The organism is Cellulosimicrobium sp. NPDC057862 (assembly GCF_042797035.1).
In the GTDB taxonomy this organism is placed as follows: Bacteria; Actinomycetota; Actinomycetes; order Actinomycetales; family Cellulomonadaceae; genus Cellulosimicrobium.
On the sequence record NZ_JBHVMH010000001.1, the window covers coordinates 465,917 to 486,932 of the forward strand.

Sequence of the window (21,016 nt, forward strand, 5' to 3'; positions counted from 1 at the left end):
CGACGCCGGTGTCCCCGCAGGTCACCTCGCGTCACCCCCGGTTCACGCGTCCGCGCGCGCCCCCGCACCCGCGACGCGGCGCGCGCGGCCGCCGCGCGTCACCGCGTAGAGGGCCAGGATGACGACCACGAGGCCGACGGTGGACAGGAGCTGGGCGCGCGCGGCGGCGTCGGTCAGCATGAGGACGGCCAGCGCCGCGAGACCCGCGAGCACGGCCCAGGTGAGCCACGGGAAGCCCCACATGCGCAGCGTCATGGGCTCGCCCGACGCGCGTGCCTGCTCCTCGATCCGGCGGCGCAGCCGGAGCTGCGACACGGCCACGAGCACCCACACGACCAGCAGCGCCGCCCCCACCGCGTTGAGCAGGATGCCGAGCAGCGCCTCGGGCAGGAGCCAGTTGAGCCCGACGGCCACGAGCGCGAAGAACACCGAGACGAGCACCGAGACCCACGGCACGTCGCGGCCGGACACGCGCCGCAGGGCCCGTGGCCCGTCGCCGCGCCCGGCGAGCGAGTACGCCATGCGCGACGTGCCGTAGACGTTCGCGTTGAAGGCCGACAGGAGCGCGATCACCACGACCACCTCCATGACGCGCGCGGCGCCCTGGAGACCGGCGAGGTCGAGCACCGCGACGAACGGGCTCTCCGCGAGCAGCGGTGAGTCCCACGGCAGGACGAGCACCATGATCGCGACCGAGCCCAGGTAGAACACGAGGATCCGCCACACGATGCTGCGCGTCGCGCGCGCGACGGCGGTGCGCGGCTCGCGCGCCTCCGCCGCCGCGATCGTGACGATCTCGATGCCGCCGAACGCGAAGACGACGACGAGCAGCCCCGCGGCGATCCCGCCCCAGCCCTCGGGCGCGAAGCCGCCGTGACCCAGGAGGTTCGACGTGCCGACGGGGTCGGTCCCCGGCAGCAGCCCGAGGACGAGCAGGACGCCGACGACGAGGAAGCCGACGATCGCCGCGACCTTGACGAACGCGAACCAGAACTCCAGCTCGCCGAACTGCCGCACGCCCCACAAGTTGATCACCGCGAACACGACGACCACGGCGAGCGCGACGCCCCACTGCGGCACGTCCGGGTACCAGCCGGTGACGATCCGCGCGGCACCGGTGATCTCCGCACCGAGCACCATGACGAGCATGAACCAGTAGAGCCAGCCCAGCAGGAACCCGGCCCACGGGCCGAGCGCCTCCTCCGCGTAGACGGAGAACGACCCGCTCGCGGGCCGCGCGCTCGCCATCTCGGCGAGCATCCGCATGACGAGGATGACGACGACGCCCGCGATCGCGTACGACACGAGCACGGCGGGACCGGCGGTCGCGATCCCGACGCCCGAGCCGAGGAACAGGCCCGCCCCGATCGCGGAGCCGAGCCCCATCATCGTCAGGTGCCGCGTCCGCAGCCCGGTGCCGAGGTGGTCGGAGGTCGGGCTCTCGGCCGGTGCCCGGCTCGCGGTCGGTGCCGGAGGCTCGGGCGTGGGGGTGCTCATGGTGCGGTCCTGCGGTCGGGGTGCCGGCGTCGTGCTCGACGCCGACCCACGACGCTACACGGCCCAGGCGTGACGGCGCCCCGCACCCGGCGCGAGGGGGTCGCTCGGGTGCGGGGCGGCGTCGGGCACGACGCTGTGCCTGCGCCTACGGGGTCGCGGTCCGCGGGAGCGGGGCGACGGCGTGGTGCCGGGGCGCGGTGCTCTCGTCGTCGGCCGCACCCCCCGTCGAGGCGGACTCCGGCGCGGGGGCGGGCGTCCCGTCGACCGGCGGGTCGCTCGGCGCCGGGTGCTCCGCGGGTGCGGCGTCGGCGGCGACCGGGCGGCGCGTCGAGCCGTTGATGACGCCGTCGTCCTCGAGGTCGTCGAGGTCGTCCTCGTCCACCGAGCTCGCACCGTGCTCCGCGCCCGCGGCGAACACGGACGGGTCGGGCGGGTTGCCGAGCTTGACGTGGTTGAACAGCAGGTTGAGCAGGATCGCCATGACTGCGGCGGAGCTGATGCCCGAGTGGAAGATGATGCCGAACCACGTGGGGAACTGGTCGTAGAAGTCGGGCTTGGCGATGGGGATCATGCCGAACGAGATCGACGCCGCCACGATGATGAGGTTCATCGGCCGGGAGTAGTCGACCTTCGCGAGCGTGCGGATGCCCGACGCGGCGACGGAGCCGAACAGCACGACGCCCGCGCCGCCGAGGACCGGCGTCGGCACCGCGGCCACGACACGCCCCAGGACCGGCAGGAGGCCGAGGACCACGAGGATCGCACCGCCCGCCGCCACGACGAACCGCGACTTCACGCCCGTGATGGCCACGAGCCCGACGTTCTGCGCGAACGCCGACTGCGTGAACGACCCGAAGAACGGCGAGACGACGGACGACGCCATGTCGGCGCGCAGACCGTTCGCGATGCGCTTGCGGTCCACCTTGGTGTCGACGATCTCGCCCACGGCGATGATGTCCGCCGTCGTCTCGGTGAGCGTCACGAGGATGACGATGAGCATCGAGATGATCGCGGCGATCTCGAACGTCGGGGCGCCGAAGCCGAGGAACGACGGGAACGCGGCGACCGGGCCGTCGCCGACGCCGGAGAAGTCCGCCTTGCCGAGCGCGAGGGCGATGAGGGTGCCGACGACGATCGCGATGAGGATGGACAGGCGCGAGATCGTGCCGCTGCCGACCTTGGACAGCAGGATGACGATCGCGAACGTCAGCGCGGCGAGGCCGATGTTGCTCACCGAGCCGTAGTCGGGCGCGCTGGCGTTGCCGCCCATCGCCCAGTTCGCCGCGACGGGCATGAGCGTCAGGCCGATCGTCGTGATGACGACGCCCGTGACGACCGGGGGGAAGAACCGGATGATCTGCGCGAAGAACGGCGTGATGAGCAGGCCGACCGCCGACGCGACGAGCACTGCGCCCAGCACCCCCGGGATCCCTCCCCCGCCGTTGACGATCGCGACCATGGTCGACACGCCCGCGAACGACACGCCCTGCACGAGCGGGAGCTGCGACCCGAAGAAGGGGATGCCGAGCGTCTGCAGGATCGTCGCGAGGCCGCCCATGAAGAGGGACGCCGCGACGAGCGTCCCGATCTCGGCCCCGGTCAGCCCGGCGGCGCCGCCCACGATGAGCGGCGGGGCGATGATGCCGCCGTACATCGTGAGCACGTGCTGGAACCCGTACCCGAACGTCGACCCGATGGGCAGCCGCTCGTCCTCGGGGCGTACCGGACGACGTTCGGCGCCGTCCGTGGCCCTCGTGGCTCGCGCGTTCATAGCGGACCTCCTCGTCAGCTATCGTTCCGCTTGGCGGAAAACTACTTCCACTATTCGAACGCCAAGTGTGACGTGTGTCAAGTCCCTCCCGGCAACTCGCACGTGGCCTGGGACGACGGACCGGTCTGCGACGGACGGGCAGGCCCGGCTGCGCGGCCCACGGCGCGCGCACCGGACGGAGTAGGTTCGGGCGGGTGAGCCGGTCGGCGCGCCGGTCGAGGCCTCGACGCTCAGGACGGGTGGTGGCATGGCGCAGCAGTCGCCGGTCCCGGGCGTGGACCGCGGGCGCCTGGTGGGGCTGGCCTTCCGGATGCTCGGGACGGTCGCGGACGCCGAGGACGCGGTCCAGGAGGCGTTCGTCCGCTGGTACCGGCTCGACGACGCGGCGCGCGAGGCCGTCGCCCGCCCGGCCGGGTGGTTCGCCACGGCGACCAGCCGGGTGTGCCTGGACGTCCTGAAGAGCGCGTCCCGACGGCACGACCTGTACGTCGGCCCGTGGCTGCCCGAGCCGGTGCCGGACGAGCGCTACAGCCTCCGCCCGGCCCCGGAGGACGATCCCGCGGAGCACGCCGTGCGGTCCGACTCCGTGAGCATGGCGCTGCTGACCGTGATGGAGTCGATGACGCCGTCGGAACGGGTCGCCTTCGTGCTGCGCGACGTCTTCGCGTTCCCGGTCGCCGACGTCGCCGACGTGCTCGACCGCTCGCCCGGAGCCGTTCGGCAGCTCGCGTCGTCCGCGCGCGCCCGGGTCCGTGACGAGGGCCGTCCGCTCGGCGTGCCGAGCCGCGCGCTCACCGCGGCGTTCCAGCACGCCGCGGTCACGGGCGACGTCAGCGCGCTGGTGCGGCTGCTGCACCCCGACGTGACGCTCCGGTCCGACGGCGGCGGCCTCGCCCGCGCCGCCCTGCGACCCGTGCGGGGAGCGGACAAGGTCGCGCGGTTCGTGATCGGCGTGCTGGCGCGCCAGGACCCGACGACGCTGGTGGTCGGCCGGGGCGGGGACCATCCAGTCCTCACGTTCGACCGCGACGGAGCGACCAACGGGGTCGTCGAGCTCGTCGCCCGGGCGGGGACGGTGCACGAGGTCCTCGTCCAGTGGAACCCGGAGAAGCTCCGCCTGTGGCGGCAGACCTGACGGAGCGAGGGGCTGCGTCGTCCATGTGACGAGAACCGTCGAACAGGAGGACCTTCATGCAGGCCATCACCGTGACCGACCCCGACGCCGGGACCGTCGGGATGACGCTCACCGAGCGGCCGGAGCCGCACGCCTCGGAGAACGACGTCGTCGTCCGCGTCCACGCGTCCGGGTTCACCCCGGGAGAGCTGACGTGGCCCGGCACCTGGACCGACCGCGCCGGGCACGACCGCACCCCCAGCATCCCCGGTCACGAGCTCGCCGGGGTCGTCACCGCCCTCGGCTACGGCACGACCGGCCTCACGGTCGGCCAGCGCGTGTTCGGGCTCGCGGACTGGACCCGCGACGGCACGCTCGCCGAGCTCGTCGCCGTCGAGGCGCGCAACCTCGCCCCGCTGCCCGCCGACGTCGACTTCGTCACGGCCGCGAGCCTCCCGATCTCCGGCCTGACGGCCTGGCAGGGCCTCTTCGAGCACGGACGCCTCGAGGCCGGGCAGAGCGTCCTGGTGCACGGCGCGGCCGGCGGCGTCGGCTCCGTCGTCGCGCAGCTCGCCCGGGAGGCCGGGGCGCACGTCGTGGGGACGGGGCGTACCGCGGACCGGGCCGTCGCGCTCGACCACGGGGCGCACGAGTTCCTCGACCTCGAGGCCGACGACCTCGCCTCCGTCGGCCCTGTGGACCTGGTTTTCGACGTCATCGGCGGGGAGGTCGGCAACCGCTCCACCGACCTCGTCCGGCCCGGTGGCACGCTCGTCACCATCGCCGCCCCGCCCGCGCGCCAGCCCGACGACGGTCGCTCGGTGTTCTTCGTCGTCGAGGCCGACCGCGCCCAGCTCGTGGAGCTCGCGGCGCGCGTCCGGGCGGGACGGCTGCGCACCCGCATCGGCACCGTCCGACCCCTCGCCGAGGCCGTCGACGCGTTCAACCCCACGGCCCGCACCGCGGGGAAGACGATCATCACCGTGGCCTGAGGACCGCGCGGGGGTATTGAGATGGCTCCCCCCTGCGGCACTCCGTAGCCTCCAGCGGTGACCACCACGCTCCGCCCCTACCGCCCCACGGACCTCGACGCCGTCGCCGACCTGTCGCTGCGCGCGTGGGAGGACGCCTTCGCCTCGTGGCGCGACCTCCTCGGCGAGCGCCTCTACGGGCTCGCCTACCCCGACTGGCGGCGCAGCCAGGAGACGGAGGTGCGCGCTGCGTGCGAGAAGCACCCCGCGACGACGGTCGTCGCGGAACGGGCCGGCCAGGTCGTCGGGTTCGCCACCGCGGTGATCGGCGAGCCCCCTGCCGAGGGAGCCCGCGCCGGCGACCTCGAGATCATCGCCGTCGACCCCGACGCGCAGGGCGAGGGCATCGGGCGGCTCCTCGTGGACGCCGCGCTGGAGCTCCTGCGCGACGCCGGGTGCGCGTACGCCAACGTCTGGACCGGCGGCGACCCGGGCCACGACGCCGCGCGCGCCCTGTACGAGTCGAGCGGCTTCACCGCCCTCCCCGTCGTCCACTACTACCGCGAGCTCTGAGCGGGGACGCGCCGGCGGTGGCCGGGCACGTCCCCGCCCGGCCGCGGGTCAGCCCGCGACGAGGCGGCGGGCCGCCGCCGAGTGCTCGGCGACCAGGGCGTCGAGGTCGAGACCCGGGATCGCGCCGTCGACCACGCGCCACTCGCCGCCGACCATGACGCGGTCTGCGCGGTCGGCCCCGCACAGCAGGAGCGCGGCGACCGGGTCGTGCGAGCCGGAGAAGCGCAGCTCGTCGAGGCGCCACAGCGCGAGGTCCGCCTGCTTGCCCACCGCGAGCACGCCGACGTCGTCCCGGCCCAGGACCCGCGCGGACCCGCGCGTGCCCCAGCCGAGCGCGCGGGTCACGGGGATGTCGGCGCCGTACTTGAGGCGCTGGAGGTAGAGCGCCTGGCGCGCCTCGAGGATCATCGTCGACGCGTCGTTCGACGCCGAGCCGTCGACCCCGAGCCCGACGGGCGCGCCCGCGTCCTCGAGCTCCACGGCCCGCGCGATCCCGGACGCGAGGCGCATGTTCGACGTCGGGCAGTGCGCGACGCCGGTGCCCGCGGCCCCGAGGCGGCGCACCTCCTCGTCGTCGAAGTGGATGCCGTGGCCGAGCCACGCGCGGTCCGTGAGCCAGCCCACCGACTCCAGGTAGTCGACCGTGCGCATCCCGAAGCGCTCGCGGCAGAAGTCCTCCTCGTCGATCGTCTCGGCGAGGTGCGTGTGCAGGCGGACGTCGAGGTCCTCCGCGAGCGCCGCGCTCTCGCGCATCGCGTCGGTCGTCACCGAGAACGGCGAGCACGGCGCGAGCGCGATCTGGACCTGCGCCCCGGCGCCCCGCTCGTGGTAGCGCTCCACGAGGCGCTGCGAGTCGGCGAGGATCACGTCCAGGCTCTGCACGACCGACTGGGGCGGCAGGCCGCCGTCGTCCTGGCCGAGCGTCATGGACCCGCGCGTGAGGGTCGCGCGCATCCCGAGCCGCTGGACCGCCGCGACCTGGAGGTCGATCGCGTCGTCCAGACCGGCCGGGAAGACGTAGTGGTGGTCGGCCGCCGTCGTGCAGCCGGAGAGCAGCAGCTCGGCGAGCGCGACCGTCGTCGCGAGCTCGTGGTCCCGCGGGGTCAGGCGCGCCCACACCGGGTAGAGACGCTGGAGCCAGGGGAAGAGCGGGGCGTCGGCGACCGGCCCCCAGGCGCGCGTGAGCGTCTGGTAGAAGTGGTGGTGCGTGTTGATCAGCCCGGGCGTGAGCACGTGCTGCGACGCGTCGAAGGTCTCGTCGACCGGGGCGGACGGCTGCCCGCCCGCCGCGACGACCTCGGCGATCACCCCGTCCTCGACGACGACGCCGCCGCGCGCGTCGGGCGCGTCCGGGGAGTCGTCCGCGGTGAAGACGCCGAGCGGGTGGCGGACCCAGGTGCGGGTGCTGGTCATGGTGCCTCCTGGTGGCTCGTGCTCACCGGGGCGCGGCTCCGGCGCCACGGTGCGCCGGCTCAGTGGTCCTGTCTGCCGATCCAGGTGCCGCGGGACCCGCGGCTGGGCCGACCGTAGGCCGGGCCGCGACGGACCGTCAACCCCGGCGGACGACGACGCGGCCTCCGCCGCGCGCGACCTGCGGCGCTGCGGGATCCTGGGACCCGCCGTCCGCCGACACCCGGAGACCCGACCGTGAACGTCTACGCCCCGCTCGTCCCGGTGTTCGTCGTCGCGCTGCTCGCGCCGCTGCTCGCGGGCCTCATGCCGGTGCGGTCGCGTGTCCCGCAGGTCGTCGTGCTGCTGCTCGGGGGCATCCTCATCGGGCCGTCCGCGCTCGACCTCGCGACGCCCGACGACGTCACGCTCCTGTCCGACCTAGGCATGGGCTTCCTGTTCCTCCTCGCCGGGTACGAGCTCGAGCCGAACCTCCTGCGCGAGCGCGTGGGGCGACGCGCCGGCGCGGCGTGGCTGACGTCGCTCGTCGTCGGCGCGGTGCTGGTCCTCGTGGTCGTGGGCGACGGCTCGCCGCACAAGGTGGCGGCCGGGGCGATCGCGCTCACGACCACCGCGCTGGGCGTCGTGCTCCCGATCCTGCGCGACGGCGGTCAGCTCGGCTCGCGGCTCGGGCGCACGGTGCTCGTGGTCGGGGCGGTCGGCGAGCTGGGGCCGATCGTCGCGATGGCGGTGCTGCTCGGCACGCGCGAGAGCGGCGTCGCGGCGATCCTGCTGGTCCTGTTCGCCGTCGTCGCGATCGCGCTGTCCGCGCTCCCGGGCCGCCTGGGGCGTATCAAGGCCCTCGGCGGCGACCGCCTCTTCAGCGCGGCCGAGCACGGGACGGGCCAGAGCACGCTGCGCCTCACGGTGCTGCTGCTCGTCGCGCTGCTCGCGCTCGCCGCGGGGCTCGGGTTCGATGCGGTGCTCGGTGCGTTCGTCGGCGGCATGGTGCTGCGGCGCTGGGCGCCGGGCGACGTCGAGGCGCTCGAGAAGAAGCTCGACGCGGTCGCCTGGGGCGTGTTCGTGCCCGTGTTCTTCGTCAGCTCCGGGATGGGCCTGGACATCGACTCCATCGTCGCGTCGCCGCTGCTGCCGCTGACGTTCTTCGCGCTCATGGTGGTCGTGCGGGGCGGGCCCGTGCTGCTGTGGTTCCGGCGCGAGCTGCCCTCGGTCGAGCGCGTCCAGACCGCGCTGTACGCCGCGACGGCGCTGCCGCTGCTCGTCGCGCTCACGGAGATCGCGGTCGAGCAGGGCGCGATGACGTCGCGCGTCGGCGCGGCGCTCGTGGGCGCGGGCGTGCTGTCCGTGGTCGTGCTCCCGATGGTCGCGAGCCGGCTCGGCCCGCGCCCCGCGGAGGCCGGCGACACCGCAGCCCCGCCGGCGGGGGAAGGCCCGGCTGATGACCGCGCCGGCGGATGAGCCCGGCCGAGCGATGCGCCCGTGCACGAGAGACGCGTCCGGGGACGCAGCGCTCGCACACGGACGCATCCGTCGGCTGTGGACGGGTCAGAACGTCCACTGCTGGTTGGTGGACCCGTGGCAGTCCCAGATCACGAACCGCTGGCCCTCGTGGAGCGGGTTGCCGCCCTCGGCGTCCAGGCACCTGCCCGCCTGCGGGTTGCGCAGCGTCTTCGACCCCGCGTCGTAGGCCCACTTCTGCGCGTTCGTGCCGTTGCACGTCCAGAGCTGGACCACCGTCCCGTTGGCCGTGCCGCTGCCGCTCACGTCGAGGCACTTGCCGAGCGCCCTGATCGTCCCGTCGCTCCCCCGCGTCCACGACTGCGCGACGTTGCCGTTGCACGGGACGATCTGCACGCGGTTCCCGTCGTGCGTCTGACCCCACGGGACGTCGAGGCAGTACCCGTTCGCGATCCGGATCGTCCCGGTCCCGGTCGGGAGGCTGCCACCGGGGTTCGGGTTGGAGGTTCCCGAGCCGTTGTCGTAGACCCGGACGTAGTCCACCTTCATCTGCTGCGGGAGCTGCGTCGTGCCGTCGGGGTACCCCGGCCACTGCCCGCCGACCGCGACGTTGAGGATGAGGAAGAACGGCTGGTCGAACACCCACGCGTTCGCGCCGACGCTCGCGCGCGTCACGCGGTGGAACTGCTGGCCGTCCACGAACCACGTGATCTCGCCGGGCTTCCAGTCCACGGCGAAGGTGTGGAAGTCGTCCGCGAACGACCAGCCCTGCGGGTGCTGGTACATGCCCGTGATGCCGGCGCCGCCCGAGTACCCCGGTCCGTGCACCGTGCCGTGCACGCGGTGCGGCTCGAAGCCGACGTTCTCCATGACGTCGATCTCGCCCGACGTCGGCCAGCCCACCCCGGGGAGGTTTCCTCCGAGCATCCAGAACGCCGGCCAGATGCCCTGGCCGCGCGGGATCTGGATGCGTGCCTCGACGCGCCCGTACTGCGGCTGGTACTTCCCCTGGGTCGTCATGCGCGCCGACGTGTACGACCCGTCGGCCTCGCGGCGCGCGGTGATGACGAGGTGGCCCTGGCCGTCGAGCGCCGAGTTCGCGCGCGACGTCGTGTAGTTCTGGAGCTCGGCGTTGCCCCAGCCGCCGGCCCCGGTCTCGTGGTTCCAGCGGGCAGAGCTCGGGGCCGAGCCGGCGGCGCCGTCGAACTCGTCCGACCAGATGACGTCACCCGGCGCGGCGGCGGCCGACGTCACCGGGACGGTCACGGCGAGCACCGCCGCGGCCGCGGTGACCGCCGCGACGACGGCGCCCGCGGCCCGGCGGCGTCGGGCGGCCGTGCGCGCCCGGGTTCCGGGTGGGGCGCTGGGCAGGGTGGGCAGGGAGCGCTGACGTGCGAGGTCCATCGATCCTCCAGTCCGGCGGCGGGGCCGCCTGCGTCTCGCCACGGTGCGCGACGTGCTCTCGGCGCGACTCTGCACCGGGCGGGGGCCGTTCCTCGGCCCTCCGTCCGTGAACCTACGGTGGCGGGACGACGCCGAGCAAGCGCTCTCTCGGCGTGTCGTGGGATCGCTCCCACTTCTGCCGCGCACCGCAGTCGGGGCGGGAGCAGCGCCGACGACGAACGGCGCGAGAGGCGGGAGGCGTCAGGCCGACGCCGGGACCGCCGCGTCGAGGATCGCCTCGGCCGCCCGGCGGGCCTGGCGCGCGACGTCGACGTCCTGCGTGATGGCCGCCGTCGTCTGCGCACCCTCGGCGAGCAGCACGACCTGGAGCGCGACGTCGTCGGGCAGACCCGCCTCGCGCACGACGCCGCGCGCGTACCGCTGGAACGACTCCTTGTGCTCGCGCACGGCCGCGGCCACGGCGGGCGACGTCGCGCCGAGCTCGCCGAACGAGTTGATGAACGCGCACCCGCGGAACCCGTCCTCGCGGAACCACGCGTCGAGGAAGTCGAACACGGCGAGGAGCCGGCCGCGGGGCGTGGTCGCTCCGGCCGCCGCGCGGGCGATCCCCGCGTCCCACTGCTCCGTGCGGTGCCGCAGCACGGCGACGACGAGGTCGTCCTTGGACGGGAACAGGGAGTAGATGCGCTTGAGCGACACCCCGGCCTCGGCACGGACGGCGTCCATCCCCACGGACTGGACGCCCCGCGCATAGAACAGCCGGTCGGCGGCAGCCACGACCGCCGTGCGTGCGCTCGCGTCGTCGAGCATCGTCGTCTCCTGTTCACGTGGCACCACTTGCGGGGAGAACCATCGTTCTCTAGTGTAGCGACCAACGGAGAGAACGACCGTTCTCCCCGCTCCACGAAGGGAGCACGACCATGGGGTACATCACCGTCGGGCAGGAGAACTCCACCGACATCGAGCTCTACTACGAGGACCAGGGCGCCGGGCAGCCGGTCGTCCTCATCCACGGCTACCCCCTCGACGGGCACAGCTGGGAGCTCCAGAAGCGCGAGCTGATCGACGCCGGTCACCGCGTGATCACCTACGACCGCCGCGGGTTCGGCGCGTCGAGCAAGGTCGGCAGCGGGTACGACTACGACACGTTCGCGGCCGACCTGAACACCGTCCTCGAGACGCTCGACCTGCGCGACGTGATCCTCGTCGGGTTCTCCATGGGCACGGGCGAGCTCGCCCGCTACGTCCACAACCACGGGCACGAGCGCGTCGCCAAGCTCGCGTTCCTCGCGTCGCTCGAGCCGTTCCTCGTCCAGCGCGACGACAACCCCGAGGGTGTCCCGCAGTCCGTGTTCGACGGGATCGTCGACGCCGCCCGCGCCGACCGGTACGCCTGGTACACCGACTTCTACAAGAACTTCTACAACCTCGACGAGAACCTCGGGACGCGCATCAGCGAGGACACCGTGCGGGCGAGCTGGATCACCGCCATCGGGTCCGCTCCCGTCGCCGCGTACGCCGTCGTGCCCACGTGGATCGAGGACTTCCGGGCCGACGTCGAGGCCGTCCGCGCGGCCGGCAAGCCGACGCTGATCCTCCACGGCACGAAGGACAACATCCTCCCGATCGACGCGACCGGGCGCCGCTTCCGCGCGCTGGTCCCCGACGCCGAGTACGTCGAGGTCGAGGGCGCGCCCCACGGCCTCCTCGTGACGCACGCGGCCGAGGTCAACGAGGCGCTGCTCGCCTTCGTCGGGCGCTAGGCGACCGACACGCGGTAGTCGTCGGCGTCGTCGTCCCAGGCCAGGTCGACGGCGCCGGCGGCCTGGGCCGCCTTGCAGAACTGCAGGAAGCCGCGGTACCCGAGGGCCTTCTCGCTGAAGTCGGGGCGCCTCTTGCGGATCGCGTTCTTCAGCCCGGACAGGACGGTCGAGCCACCCTCCTCCCGGACCACCTCGCGGACGAGCGCGAACGCCTGGTCGGTGTCGCCCTGCGCGGGCAGCGACACCTCCGGGTCGCCCGTCGCCGGCCCGGGCGCGAGCTCGACGAAGCTGCGGTCGGCGAGGAACCGCAGGAACTCGCCGAAGTTGCGGAACCCGTAGTCGGCCTCGCTGAACGTCGGGTCCTTGCGCAGGAGCGTGCGCTTGAGCACGGACGCGGTCACCGCCCCGCTCGTCGAGGCCTCGAGGTCCGCGAGCGTCTGCGCGACGCGCACCTCCATCGGGAGGTCCTCGCCGGACGGCGCGTCGTCGTCGGCCTCCGGCGCCGAGGGCTCGATCACGTCCGCTGCCTCGGGCGCCTCCGTGACCGGCGTCGTCGTGACGTCGACCTCGTCGCTCTCCGTCACGACGGGCTCGCCGCGGCGGGTCGTGCGCCCGACCGCCTCGCCCAGCTCCGCGAGCGCCGCGGCGGCCGGCGTCTCGACCTCCGGCTCGGCGATCTCGGTCGCCTTGCGCCGCCCGGACGTGCGCCCGCCGGAACGCTTGGGCTTGGCACCGCCCGACGCCGTCGCACCGGACGCGCGCGAGCCACGGACCGACCGGGGCTCCGGCTCGTCCGGCACGTCGACGCCCTCGAGGCGGTCGTAGAAGAGGAACTCGTCGCACGCGGGCGGCAGCAGCCGCGACGTCGACTTCTCGACGCCCACGCCGATGACGCGCTTGTTCAGCTCGCGCAGCTTGTGGACGAGCGGGGAGAAGTCGCTGTCCCCCGTGCACATGACGAACGTCGAGATGTAGTCGCGCTCGAACGCCATCTCGATCGCGTCGACGACCATCTTGATGTCGGCGGCGTTCTTCCGGGACGCACCCATGCGCTGCGGCATCTCGATGAGCTCGACCTGGTGCCGCGTGAGCGACCGCCGGTCCTCGTCGAAGTACGACCAGTCCGCGTACGCGCGCCGCACGACCACACGCCCGCGCACGGCGAGCGCGTCCGCGATCGGCCCGAAGTCGAACGTCATGCCGCCCAGGTGCTCGCGCGCCCCGAGCGCGAGGTTCTCGTAGTCGATGAAGACGGCCAGGCGTTCCTCGGTGTCCATGCCCGCCAGCCTAGGTGCTGCCCGCGGTGCCGCCTCGTCGAGGGTGTCGATGAGTCCCGGGCTTCCTGCCGGTCGTCACCCGTGGAGGCCGTGTCGGCCGCCGCACCCGAACCGGAGGAGCAGCCATGACCGACCTCGTCACCACGGGCCAGGTCACCACCAGCCGGGGCGACACCGTCGCCTACGACCTCCGCGGCGAGGGTCCGGGCCTCGTGTTCGTCGCGGGAGCGGGGCCGTACCGGGCGATCGACCCGGTGACGACCGAGACCGCCGAGCGCGTCTCCGAGCACGGCGTGACGACCGTCGTGTTCGACCGCCTCGGGCGCGGAGAGAGCCCGGCCGACGGCGTGCTCGACCTCGAGCGCGAGCTCACGGCGGTCGCGGCGGCGATCTCCGTGGCCGACGGCGGGACCGGGCGCGGCGCGGTGCTGTGCGGGCACTCGTCGGGGTGCGCGATCTCCCTCGCGGCCGCGCACGCGGGCCTGCCCGTCACGGGGCTCGTGCTGTGGGAGGCGCCGCTGGGCGACGACCTGGCCACGACGACGGAGTGGATCGACGAGTTCGAGCGCCGGCTCGACGCGGGCGACGTCGTCGGTGCGACCGAGCAGTTCATGAAGGACATGCCGCCCGAGTGGCTCGAGGACATGCGCCGTTCCCCCGACTTCGAGGAGCAGGCGCGCGGGTCGCGCAGCCAGCGCGCCGACGGGAGGTCGCTCGTGTGGGCGACCGCCGCGCTCGAGGACGGCTCGCTCGCGCGCGTCGACGTCCCGGTGCTCGCGACCTACGGCACGACGACGTTCCCCGTGATGCCCGTCTCCGCGGAGAAGGTCGTCGCCGCCGTGCCGCACGGCGAGCTCCGGGAGGTCGAGGGCGCGGACCACTCGTGGGAGCCCGCAGCCATGGCGGACGAGCTGGTCCGGTTCGTCCACGCGACGTCCGGCACCTGACCCGCCCCCCACGCGCAACGGCCCCGCCGGCCCCCGGCGGCCCCCGGCGGCCCCCGACGCCCCCCGGCGAACCCGGGGTTGTGGGCCGATCAGGCCTCGAGTCCGGCGGTATCCCCGGGTTCGGCGGGCGGGGGGCGCGGTGCCCGGGAGGACAGGGGGCCGATGTGTACGCGCGTACACATCGTGTGTACGATCGTACGCATGTCGTCCACCGTGCTCGCGCGACCCGCTCCCGACGTCCGTCGCGCCCGGGTCGCCGTCGCCGCGCTGTTCCTCACCAACGGCGCGCTGTTCGCGAACCTCGTGCCGCGCTACCCCGAGATCAAGGCCGGGCTCGACCTCGGCAACGCCACGTACGGGCTCGCCGTCGCCGCCTTCCCCGCGGGCGCCATCACCGCGGGGCTCGCCGCGGCGGCGCTCGTGCGCCGGTTCGGGTCGGCGCGCGTGGCGGTCGCCGGCACCGTGCTCACCGCGGCCGGGCTGCTGCTCGCGGGCCTCGCGCCCGCGCTGCCGCTGCTCGTCGTCGCACTGTTCGCGGCGGGCGCGATGGACGCGTTCACCGACGTCGCGCAGAACGCGCACGGCCTGAGGGTGCAGCGCCGCTACGGCCGATCGATCATCAACGGGTTCCACGCGCTGTGGTCGGTCGGCGCCGTGGTCGGCGGCGGCATGGCCGCCGCCGCGATCGCGCTCGACCTGCCGCTCGGCGTGCACCTCGCGATCACGGGCGCGCTGTTCTCCGTCGTCGCGCTCGTCGCCCTGCGCTCGTGCCTGCCCGGCCTGGACGGCGAGGTGACCGACGCCGCCGCGTCCGCGGCCGAGGCGAGCGCCTCGCCCGGCACCCCGGCGGGCACGGACCTCTCGGGCGCCGGTACCGACGCGGCCCTGGCGCGCACGTCCCGCGCGCGCACCGTCGCCGTGCTCGCCGCCCTCGTCCTGGTCGCCGTCGCGGGGACCCTCGTCGAGGACGCGGGCAGCACGTGGGCAGCCGTCTACCTCTCGGGGTCGCTCGGCGCTCCCGCGACGATCGCCGCCGCGGGGTTCGTCGCGCTCGTCGGCGCCCAGTTCGTCGGGCGCCTCGTCGGCGACCGGCTCGTCGACCGGTTCGGGCAGCGCGCCGTCGCCCGGACCGGTGGCGCGCTCGTGCTGCTCGGCACCGGGCTCGCGCTCGCGTTCCCGTCCGTCCCCGGCACCATCGCCGGGTTCGCCGCGGCCGGGTTCGGCGTCGCGACCCTCGTCCCGGCCGCGATGCAGCAGGCCGACGAGCTCCCGGGACTGCGCGCGGGGACCGGCCTCACGCTCGTCTCGTGGCTCATGCGGCTCGGGTTCCTCCTGTCCCCGCCGATCGTCGGGCTCGTCGCCGACGCCACGAGCCTGCGCACCGGGCTGCTCGTCCTGCCGCTCGCGGGCGTCGTCGTCGTGCTCCTGGCCGGCGTGCTCGCCCCGCGCCGACCGGCGGGCCGGACGGACACCGCCGACCGGCATGATGACCCCGACCACCGCACGACCCCCGCCCCCGAGGAGGCCACCGCATGACGACCGACTACTTCGCCGGCGACGACCGCACGAGCTACGAGCGCATGGCCGCGGGCGACCTGTACATCGCCGACGACCCGGAGATCGCGCGCGGCGTCCACCGGGGCATGCGCCTCGTCGACGCGTTCCACCGCGCCGTCCTCGACGACGACGGCGACGACACGCGCGCCCGCGAGATCCTCGCGGACCTGCTCGGGTCGCTCGGCGAGGGGTCGTGGGTCAAGCCGCCGCTCGCGGTCGACTTCGGCAGCAACGTGCACCTCGGCGACCGGACGTTCGTCAACTCCGGGCTCACCGCGCTCGACGTCGCGGCGATCACGATCGGCGACGACTGCCTCCTCGGGCCGAACGTCCAGCTCCTCACCCCGACCCACCCGGTCGACCCGCAGCCCCGGCGCGACAAGCTCGAGGCGGCCGAGCCCATCACGCTCGGCGACAACGTGTGGCTCGGCGGCGGCGTGATCGTGTGCCCGGGCGTGACGATCGGCGACAACACCGTGGTGGGCGCGGGCTCCGTCGTGACGCGCGACCTGCCCGCGAACGTCGTGGCGGTGGGCAACCCGGCCCGGGTGATCCGCGAGAACATCTGAGCATGAGCGCCTCCGCGGCCCCGACCGACCCGACGCCCCGCGCCCGCCGCCACGACCCCGAGCGGCGCGACCGCATCATCGACGCGTGCCTCGACGTCGTCGCCGAGCACGGCGTCGCGGGCACGTCGCACCGGCGCGTGGCGGCCGCGGCCGACGTCCCGCTCGGGTCGATGACGTACCACTTCGCCGGGATGGACGAGCTGCTGCGCGAGGCGTTCGGCCGGTTCACGCGCGACGCCGCGGCCCAGTTCGAGCGCCGCATGAGCGACGCCCGCACGCCCGAGGAGGCCGTGCAGGCGGTCACGACGCTCATCACGCACGACGTGTTCGCGACCCAGCGCGACCTCGTCCTCTCGCACGAGCTCTACACGCTCGCGGCGCGAGACCCGGCCTACCGGACGCTCACGAACGACTGGATGCGCCGCAGCCGCGACGCGCTCGGGCTCCACTTCGACCCCGCGACGTGCCGTGTGCTCGACGCGTTCATCGAGGGCATGACCATCCACCGCGCGCTCGACACCGAGCCGCACGACGACGTCGACGTCCTCGGCGCGGTCCGGCGTCTCGCGCGGGTGCCTGACGGGCGCTCCCGTCAGGGCGCGGACACGTCGAACAGCTCGCACGTCGTGTCGTAGTAAGCGTCCGTCGTGCCGCGGTGGGTCATGCCGATCCGCCGGCACACCGCCTGGGACGCCGCGTTGTCGGCGTGCGTCACGGCGACGACACGGTCGAGCCCGCGCTCGAACGCGTGCGCGAGCACCGCGGCCGCCGCCTCCGTCGCGTACCCCCGGCCCCACACGTCGGGGTGGAAGTGCCACCCGATCTCCGTGTCGCCCGACGGCTGCAGCGGGTCGCCCGTGCCCGACGCCGGGATGGGCTTGAGCAGGATGGTCCCCACGGGCGCGGCGTCGGGAAGGCCCGTGCCCTCGCCCGCGCGCGGGACGACGGCCCACACCCCGTGCGTGCCGTCGTCGGCGGCGGCCCACCGCTCGACCCGCTCCAGCGCCTCGTCGCGGTGCTCCAGGACGCGCGGCGTCACGCCGATGTACCGCATGACGTCCCAGCGCGAGTAGATGTCGAGGATGGCGTCGGCGTCGTCGGGCTGCCACGGGCGGAGGGTGAGCCGAGGCGTCGTCAAGGTCTGCATCGCCCCAGGCTACGAGGCCCACGGGTGTCTGTGGACCGCGGCGTCAGACGATCTTGGGAAAGGTCGCCAGGAAGACGATGCCGACCACGAGGACCACGCACGCGAGGCCGACCATGGCCCAGGAGGCGCGCTCCGAGCGGAACCGGCCCGCGAACGCGCCGAAGAACAGGACGAGCGCGAAGAGCACGGTCGTCAGCGTGTAGTTGTCGCCCCGCTGGTTGTTGACGAGCGCCTGCGCGAAGAGGGCGTCGGCCCGCTCGTCGGCCTCGACCGCCTCGACCGCGCCCGGCGGGACGTAGGCGTCGAGCGCGAACGGGCTCGGGGCGGCGTCGGGGTTCTGCAGGGGGCGCGACGCGAGCCACTCGTCGAACGCGGGCTGGAAGTGGGGCGTGAAGCGCGCGCGCGTGAACTCCTCGAGCTCCGTGTCCCCGGTCGCGTACGCCTCGAGCCACAGGCTGAACACCTGGAGGTCGATCGACCGGGCGGTGTCGGCGTGCGCCCGGTCCGTGGACGCCTCGATGCGCTGCGTCGACGCGCGCGAGAAGGCGATCGACATCTCGCCGCCCCACTTGCTCGCCTCGAACCCGCTCCACGCCGTGAGGACGGCCGTCACGGCGAGCAGCACCACGGTCACGGTCTCGCGCCACGACCGCCCCGCGTGCTCGCCGTGCTGCTCCGGCTCGCCCGGCTCGGTCCGCTCGACCTGCCCGGACTGCTCGACCCGCTCGCCCTCGTCGGCCACGGCAGGACAGTAGCCCGGCAGGGCAGGCGCCGCGCGGCGAGCCGCGGCAGGCTGCGGCGTCCCCGGTCAGCCGCGCCGGCGCCGGACCCCGAGCAGCGTCCCGCCCACGACGAGCGCCACGAGGGCCGCCGCGAGCAGCACGACGACGTCGGTCCCGGTCGCGGCGAGGTCGTCGCCGGGCGTCGCTCCCGGGGTCGACGTGCCGTCCGGCTCCGGGGCGTCCGACGTCGGCCCGTCGGTGGGCGGCGCCGTCGGGTCGGTCGGGGTCGGGGTGGGGTTCGGCGGGTCGAGGACCGTGTTCACGACGGTGCACTCGACGTCCGCGGCGTCGTCGACCCGCACGGTGTCCACGTCGACGAGCGTGCCGCCGTCGCACACCCACTCCTCCTGGGTGTAGTCCCAGTCGCTGCCCGACTCGGTGAGGTCGTACGTCCCGGCGGCCACCGGGACGAGCGTGACGTCCTCGCTGCCGTCGAAGCCGGAGATCGCCGTCGGCCCCGCGGCGGTGAGCTGCCAGTCGTCCGCGGGCGCGGCGTCGTCGACCACCTCCTTGTGGAGCGTCAGCGTGCCGGCGAGCCAGTGGTTGGTGACCGTGCACGTCACGTCGTCACCCGCCTCGACGACGACCGTCGACACGAGCGTGCCCCCCGGTCCGGGCGTCTGGACGACGCGCGCGTCGTCGCACACCCACCGGAGCGCGGTCCACCCGTCCGGGCCGCCGGACTCATCCAGGACGTAGCGCCCTGGTCCGACGCCGACGTGCGAGACGTCGGCCGAGCCGGTGACGCCCGCGATCTCGCGCCCCTCGCCCGTCGCGGTCAGGGTCCAGTCGGTCGCGACGGCGTCGCCCGTGTAGCCACGGTCGTCGAGCTCCTTGACGAGCGTGAGGTGGGGCAGGCGGGCGCGGTTCGTCACCACGCACGTCGCCTCGTCGCCCGGGCCGAGGGTCACCGTCGCGCCCTCGAGCGTCCCGGCGTCGCACGTCCAGCCCTCGGCGTCGTAGCCGCCGTAGCCACCGGACTCCGCCAGGTCGTACGCCCCGGGCGGGAGCGGCACCGCGGTGACCTCCGCGCTCCCCACCGGCCCGCTCGCGACGGTCTGCCCGCCTGCGTCGGTCGCCGTGAGGGTCCAGGCCTCCGGGTCGCCCGACCCGCCGACGACGACCTTCACGAGGGTCAGCATCGACCCGACGTACGAGTTGGTCACGGTGCAGACGACGTCGTCGTCCGGCCCGACGAGCACGCTCGCGCCGAGCTGCACCCCGCCCACGCAGACCCAGTCCCCCGGCTCGTACCCCTCGGGCCCGCCGGACTCGGCGAGCGTGTGGAGCCCCTCGCCGACGTCGACGTGGCTCACCGCCGCGCTGCCCGAGGCTCCGGAGATCGTCCCCGTCGTCCCGTCGGCCTGCGGCCCGGTCGCGGACAGCGTCCACTCCGCCGGGGCCGCGGGGCCGCCGTCGACCACCTTGACGAGCGTGAGCCGCGACGGCAGCGGGGTGTTGACGATCGTGCACGTGACGTCCGCGCCCGGGCCGACCGTCACGACGGCGCCGGCCACCGCGCCGCCGTCGCACGCCCAGTCCCCGGCGGTGAACCCCGACCAGCCGTCCTCCGCGAGCGTGTAGTCGCCCGCGGGCACCAGCACGTCCGTGACCGCCGCGGTCCCGGAGCGGCCCACGACCTCGGCGTCGGACCCCGTCGCGCTGAGCGTCCAGTCGACGGGGCGGGCGAAGGTCTCGCCCGCGAGCTCCTTGACGAGGGTGAGGGTGCCGCCGGTCCACGTGTTCGTGGCCGTGCAGACGACGTCGTCGCCCTCCGCGACGGTCACGGCACCGTCCGAGCCGTCGCCGGACGTCGCACCCGTGCACGACCACGCGCCGTCGTACCCGGCCGGGCCGTCCTCGGAGAGGGTGTACCTCCCGGGGCTCACCTCGGCCGCGGTGACCGCCGCGTCCCCCGTGGTCCCGGTGACGGTCGTCGTGCCGTTCTCCGCCGTGAGCGTCCAGTCCCCGGCCGCGGCCGGTCCGCCGACGACCTCCTTGACGAGCGTCAGGGTCGGCACGGTCGGCACCACCGGCGCGACGTTGGTGACGACGCACGTCACCGAGTCGGCGAGGTCGATCGTCACGGTGCTGCCGACGACCTCCGCGCCCTCGCACACCCAGCCGTCGTCGCGGTAGCCGGCCGGCCCGCCCTCCTCGGAGAGGGTGTACTGCCCGATGCGGACGGCCTGGTCCGTCACCGCGTCGGACCCGGACGGCCCGGCGATCGACGACGGCCCCTGCGCGCGCAGCGTCCAGTCCTCGGGCGACGCCGTGCCCCCGACCACCGCCTTGACGAGCGTGAGCGTCGGGGAGATCGCCTCGTTGTCCACCGTGCACGTGAGCGTGCCGCCGGGCGGCACGACGACGTCGGGCGTGGGGTCGAGGATGTCCTCCCCGCCGCAGTTCCAGTTCTGGAACCGGAAGCCCGCGACGCCGCCCGTCTCCCAGATCCGGTACGTGCCCGCCGGGACCTCGAGCGACTGGACGCCGTTGAGCCCGTCACCCTCGATGACCGCACCGGTCTCGACGTTGCGCGCGTGCATCGTCCACAGCTCGCGCCGCCCCTCCGACGAGCCGGTGTCGAGGTTCTCGATGCGCTTGAAGAGCGAGAGCCGCCCGGTCTCGACCTGCGCGGAGGCAGGCAGGGCGCCGACCGCGGCGAGCGCGAGCAGAGTGCCGAGGGCGAGCACGAGCGCGACGACCGCCGCGAGCGCCGCGGCGGACCTCGACATGCGCAGCGACGTGCGGGGTGACGAGGGGGACGGCATCGGTA

The 21,016-nt window shown here is 74.3% G+C and carries 18 protein-coding genes; 9 read left to right on the forward strand and 9 right to left on the reverse strand.

Annotation, left to right across the window (positions count from 1 at the left end):
* Positions 1-42: 42 nt before the first annotated feature.
* Complete coding sequence (locus ACFVN3_RS01940; protein WP_378230002.1) at positions 43-1,497, reverse strand: amino acid permease; 1,455 nt, start codon at positions 1,495-1,497, stop codon at positions 43-45.
* Between the two features lie 145 nt (positions 1,498-1,642).
* Entirely contained in the window at positions 1,643-3,268 is a 1,626-nt protein-coding gene (locus ACFVN3_RS01945) for a solute carrier family 23 protein (protein WP_378230004.1), read from the reverse strand.
* 247 nt (positions 3,269-3,515) lie between these two features.
* Here ACFVN3_RS01945 and ACFVN3_RS01950 point away from each other — a divergent pair, with 247 nt between their 5' ends.
* The 3 genes from ACFVN3_RS01950 to ACFVN3_RS01960 are packed head-to-tail and all read left to right on the forward strand — an operon-like array spanning position 3,516 to position 5,926.
* Positions 3,516-4,403 carry a sigma-70 family RNA polymerase sigma factor gene (locus tag ACFVN3_RS01950; protein ID WP_378230006.1) on the forward strand — a complete coding sequence of 296 codons (888 nt, stop codon included), beginning with the start codon at positions 3,516-3,518 and terminating at the stop codon, positions 4,401-4,403.
* 56 nt (positions 4,404-4,459) lie between these two features.
* The gene (locus ACFVN3_RS01955; RefSeq protein WP_378230008.1) at positions 4,460-5,374 is read left to right on the forward strand and encodes an NADP-dependent oxidoreductase; all 915 of its coding nucleotides are present in this window, start codon (positions 4,460-4,462) and stop codon (positions 5,372-5,374) included.
* Positions 5,375-5,431: 57 nt separating this feature from the next.
* Positions 5,432-5,926 (forward strand): GNAT family N-acetyltransferase, encoded by a 495-nt coding sequence (locus tag ACFVN3_RS01960; protein ID WP_378230009.1) that lies wholly within the window; start codon positions 5,432-5,434, stop codon positions 5,924-5,926.
* A gap of 48 nt (positions 5,927-5,974) precedes the next feature.
* Here ACFVN3_RS01960 and ACFVN3_RS01965 read toward each other — a convergent pair whose 3' ends face one another.
* The gene (locus ACFVN3_RS01965; RefSeq protein ID WP_378230011.1) at positions 5,975-7,339 is read right to left on the reverse strand and encodes an 8-oxoguanine deaminase; all 1,365 of its coding nucleotides are present in this window, start codon (positions 7,337-7,339) and stop codon (positions 5,975-5,977) included.
* Between the two features lie 234 nt (positions 7,340-7,573).
* Here ACFVN3_RS01965 and ACFVN3_RS01970 point away from each other — a divergent pair, with 234 nt between their 5' ends.
* Positions 7,574-8,794: a cation:proton antiporter gene (locus tag ACFVN3_RS01970; RefSeq protein ID WP_378230013.1), complete on the forward strand. Its 1,221-nt coding sequence runs from the start codon at positions 7,574-7,576 to the stop codon at positions 8,792-8,794.
* 87 nt (positions 8,795-8,881) lie between these two features.
* Here the strand turns inward: ACFVN3_RS01970 and ACFVN3_RS01975 are convergent, their stop codons facing one another.
* Positions 8,882-10,198: a ricin-type beta-trefoil lectin domain protein gene (locus tag ACFVN3_RS01975; protein ID WP_378230015.1), complete on the reverse strand. Its 1,317-nt coding sequence runs from the start codon at positions 10,196-10,198 to the stop codon at positions 8,882-8,884.
* A 240-nt stretch (positions 10,199-10,438) separates the two neighbouring features.
* Positions 10,439-11,008, reverse strand: coding sequence for a TetR/AcrR family transcriptional regulator (locus ACFVN3_RS01980; RefSeq protein WP_378230017.1), 570 nt, complete (start codon positions 11,006-11,008; stop codon positions 10,439-10,441).
* 110 nt (positions 11,009-11,118) lie between these two features.
* Here ACFVN3_RS01980 and ACFVN3_RS01985 point away from each other — a divergent pair, with 110 nt between their 5' ends.
* The gene (locus ACFVN3_RS01985) at positions 11,119-11,961 is read left to right on the forward strand and encodes an alpha/beta fold hydrolase (RefSeq protein WP_378230019.1); all 843 of its coding nucleotides are present in this window, start codon (positions 11,119-11,121) and stop codon (positions 11,959-11,961) included.
* Here ACFVN3_RS01985 and ACFVN3_RS01990 read toward each other — a convergent pair.
* The gene (locus ACFVN3_RS01990; RefSeq protein WP_378230021.1) at positions 11,958-13,238 is read right to left on the reverse strand and encodes an NYN domain-containing protein; all 1,281 of its coding nucleotides are present in this window, start codon (positions 13,236-13,238) and stop codon (positions 11,958-11,960) included. The two genes, ACFVN3_RS01985 and ACFVN3_RS01990, sit on opposite strands and share 4 nt — an antisense overlap.
* Before the next feature lie 125 nt (positions 13,239-13,363).
* Between ACFVN3_RS01990 and ACFVN3_RS01995 the strand changes: the two genes are divergently transcribed.
* From ACFVN3_RS01995 to ACFVN3_RS02010, 4 genes are all read left to right on the forward strand, one after another.
* On the forward strand, positions 13,364-14,185 hold the full coding sequence (locus tag ACFVN3_RS01995; protein ID WP_378230023.1) for an alpha/beta fold hydrolase: 822 nt from the start codon (positions 13,364-13,366) through the stop codon (positions 14,183-14,185).
* A 201-nt stretch (positions 14,186-14,386) separates the two neighbouring features.
* On the forward strand, positions 14,387-15,721 hold the full coding sequence (locus ACFVN3_RS02000; RefSeq protein WP_378230025.1) for an MFS transporter: 1,335 nt from the start codon (positions 14,387-14,389) through the stop codon (positions 15,719-15,721).
* Positions 15,718-16,311 (forward strand): sugar O-acetyltransferase, encoded by a 594-nt coding sequence (locus ACFVN3_RS02005; protein WP_378230027.1) that lies wholly within the window; start codon positions 15,718-15,720, stop codon positions 16,309-16,311. Before ACFVN3_RS02000 ends, ACFVN3_RS02005 begins: the two co-directional genes overlap by 4 nt.
* Before the next feature lie 2 nt (positions 16,312-16,313).
* Positions 16,314-16,946, forward strand: coding sequence for a TetR/AcrR family transcriptional regulator (locus ACFVN3_RS02010; RefSeq protein WP_378230029.1), 633 nt, complete (start codon positions 16,314-16,316; stop codon positions 16,944-16,946).
* On the opposite strand, the gene ACFVN3_RS02015 is transcribed toward ACFVN3_RS02010, so the two are convergent.
* The 3 genes from ACFVN3_RS02015 to ACFVN3_RS02025 all read right to left on the reverse strand — a co-directional run bounded on the left by ACFVN3_RS02015 (position 16,904) and on the right by ACFVN3_RS02025 (position 21,011).
* The gene (locus tag ACFVN3_RS02015) at positions 16,904-17,458 is read right to left on the reverse strand and encodes a GNAT family N-acetyltransferase (RefSeq protein WP_378230031.1); all 555 of its coding nucleotides are present in this window, start codon (positions 17,456-17,458) and stop codon (positions 16,904-16,906) included. The two genes, ACFVN3_RS02010 and ACFVN3_RS02015, sit on opposite strands and share 43 nt — an antisense overlap.
* A 43-nt stretch (positions 17,459-17,501) precedes the next feature.
* Positions 17,502-18,200, reverse strand: coding sequence for a hypothetical protein (locus tag ACFVN3_RS02020; protein ID WP_378230033.1), 699 nt, complete (start codon positions 18,198-18,200; stop codon positions 17,502-17,504).
* Positions 18,201-18,266: 66 nt separating this feature from the next.
* Positions 18,267-21,011 carry a hypothetical protein gene (locus ACFVN3_RS02025; protein ID WP_378230035.1) on the reverse strand — a complete coding sequence of 915 codons (2,745 nt, stop codon included), beginning with the start codon at positions 21,009-21,011 and terminating at the stop codon, positions 18,267-18,269.
* Positions 21,012-21,016 lie beyond the last annotated feature (5 nt).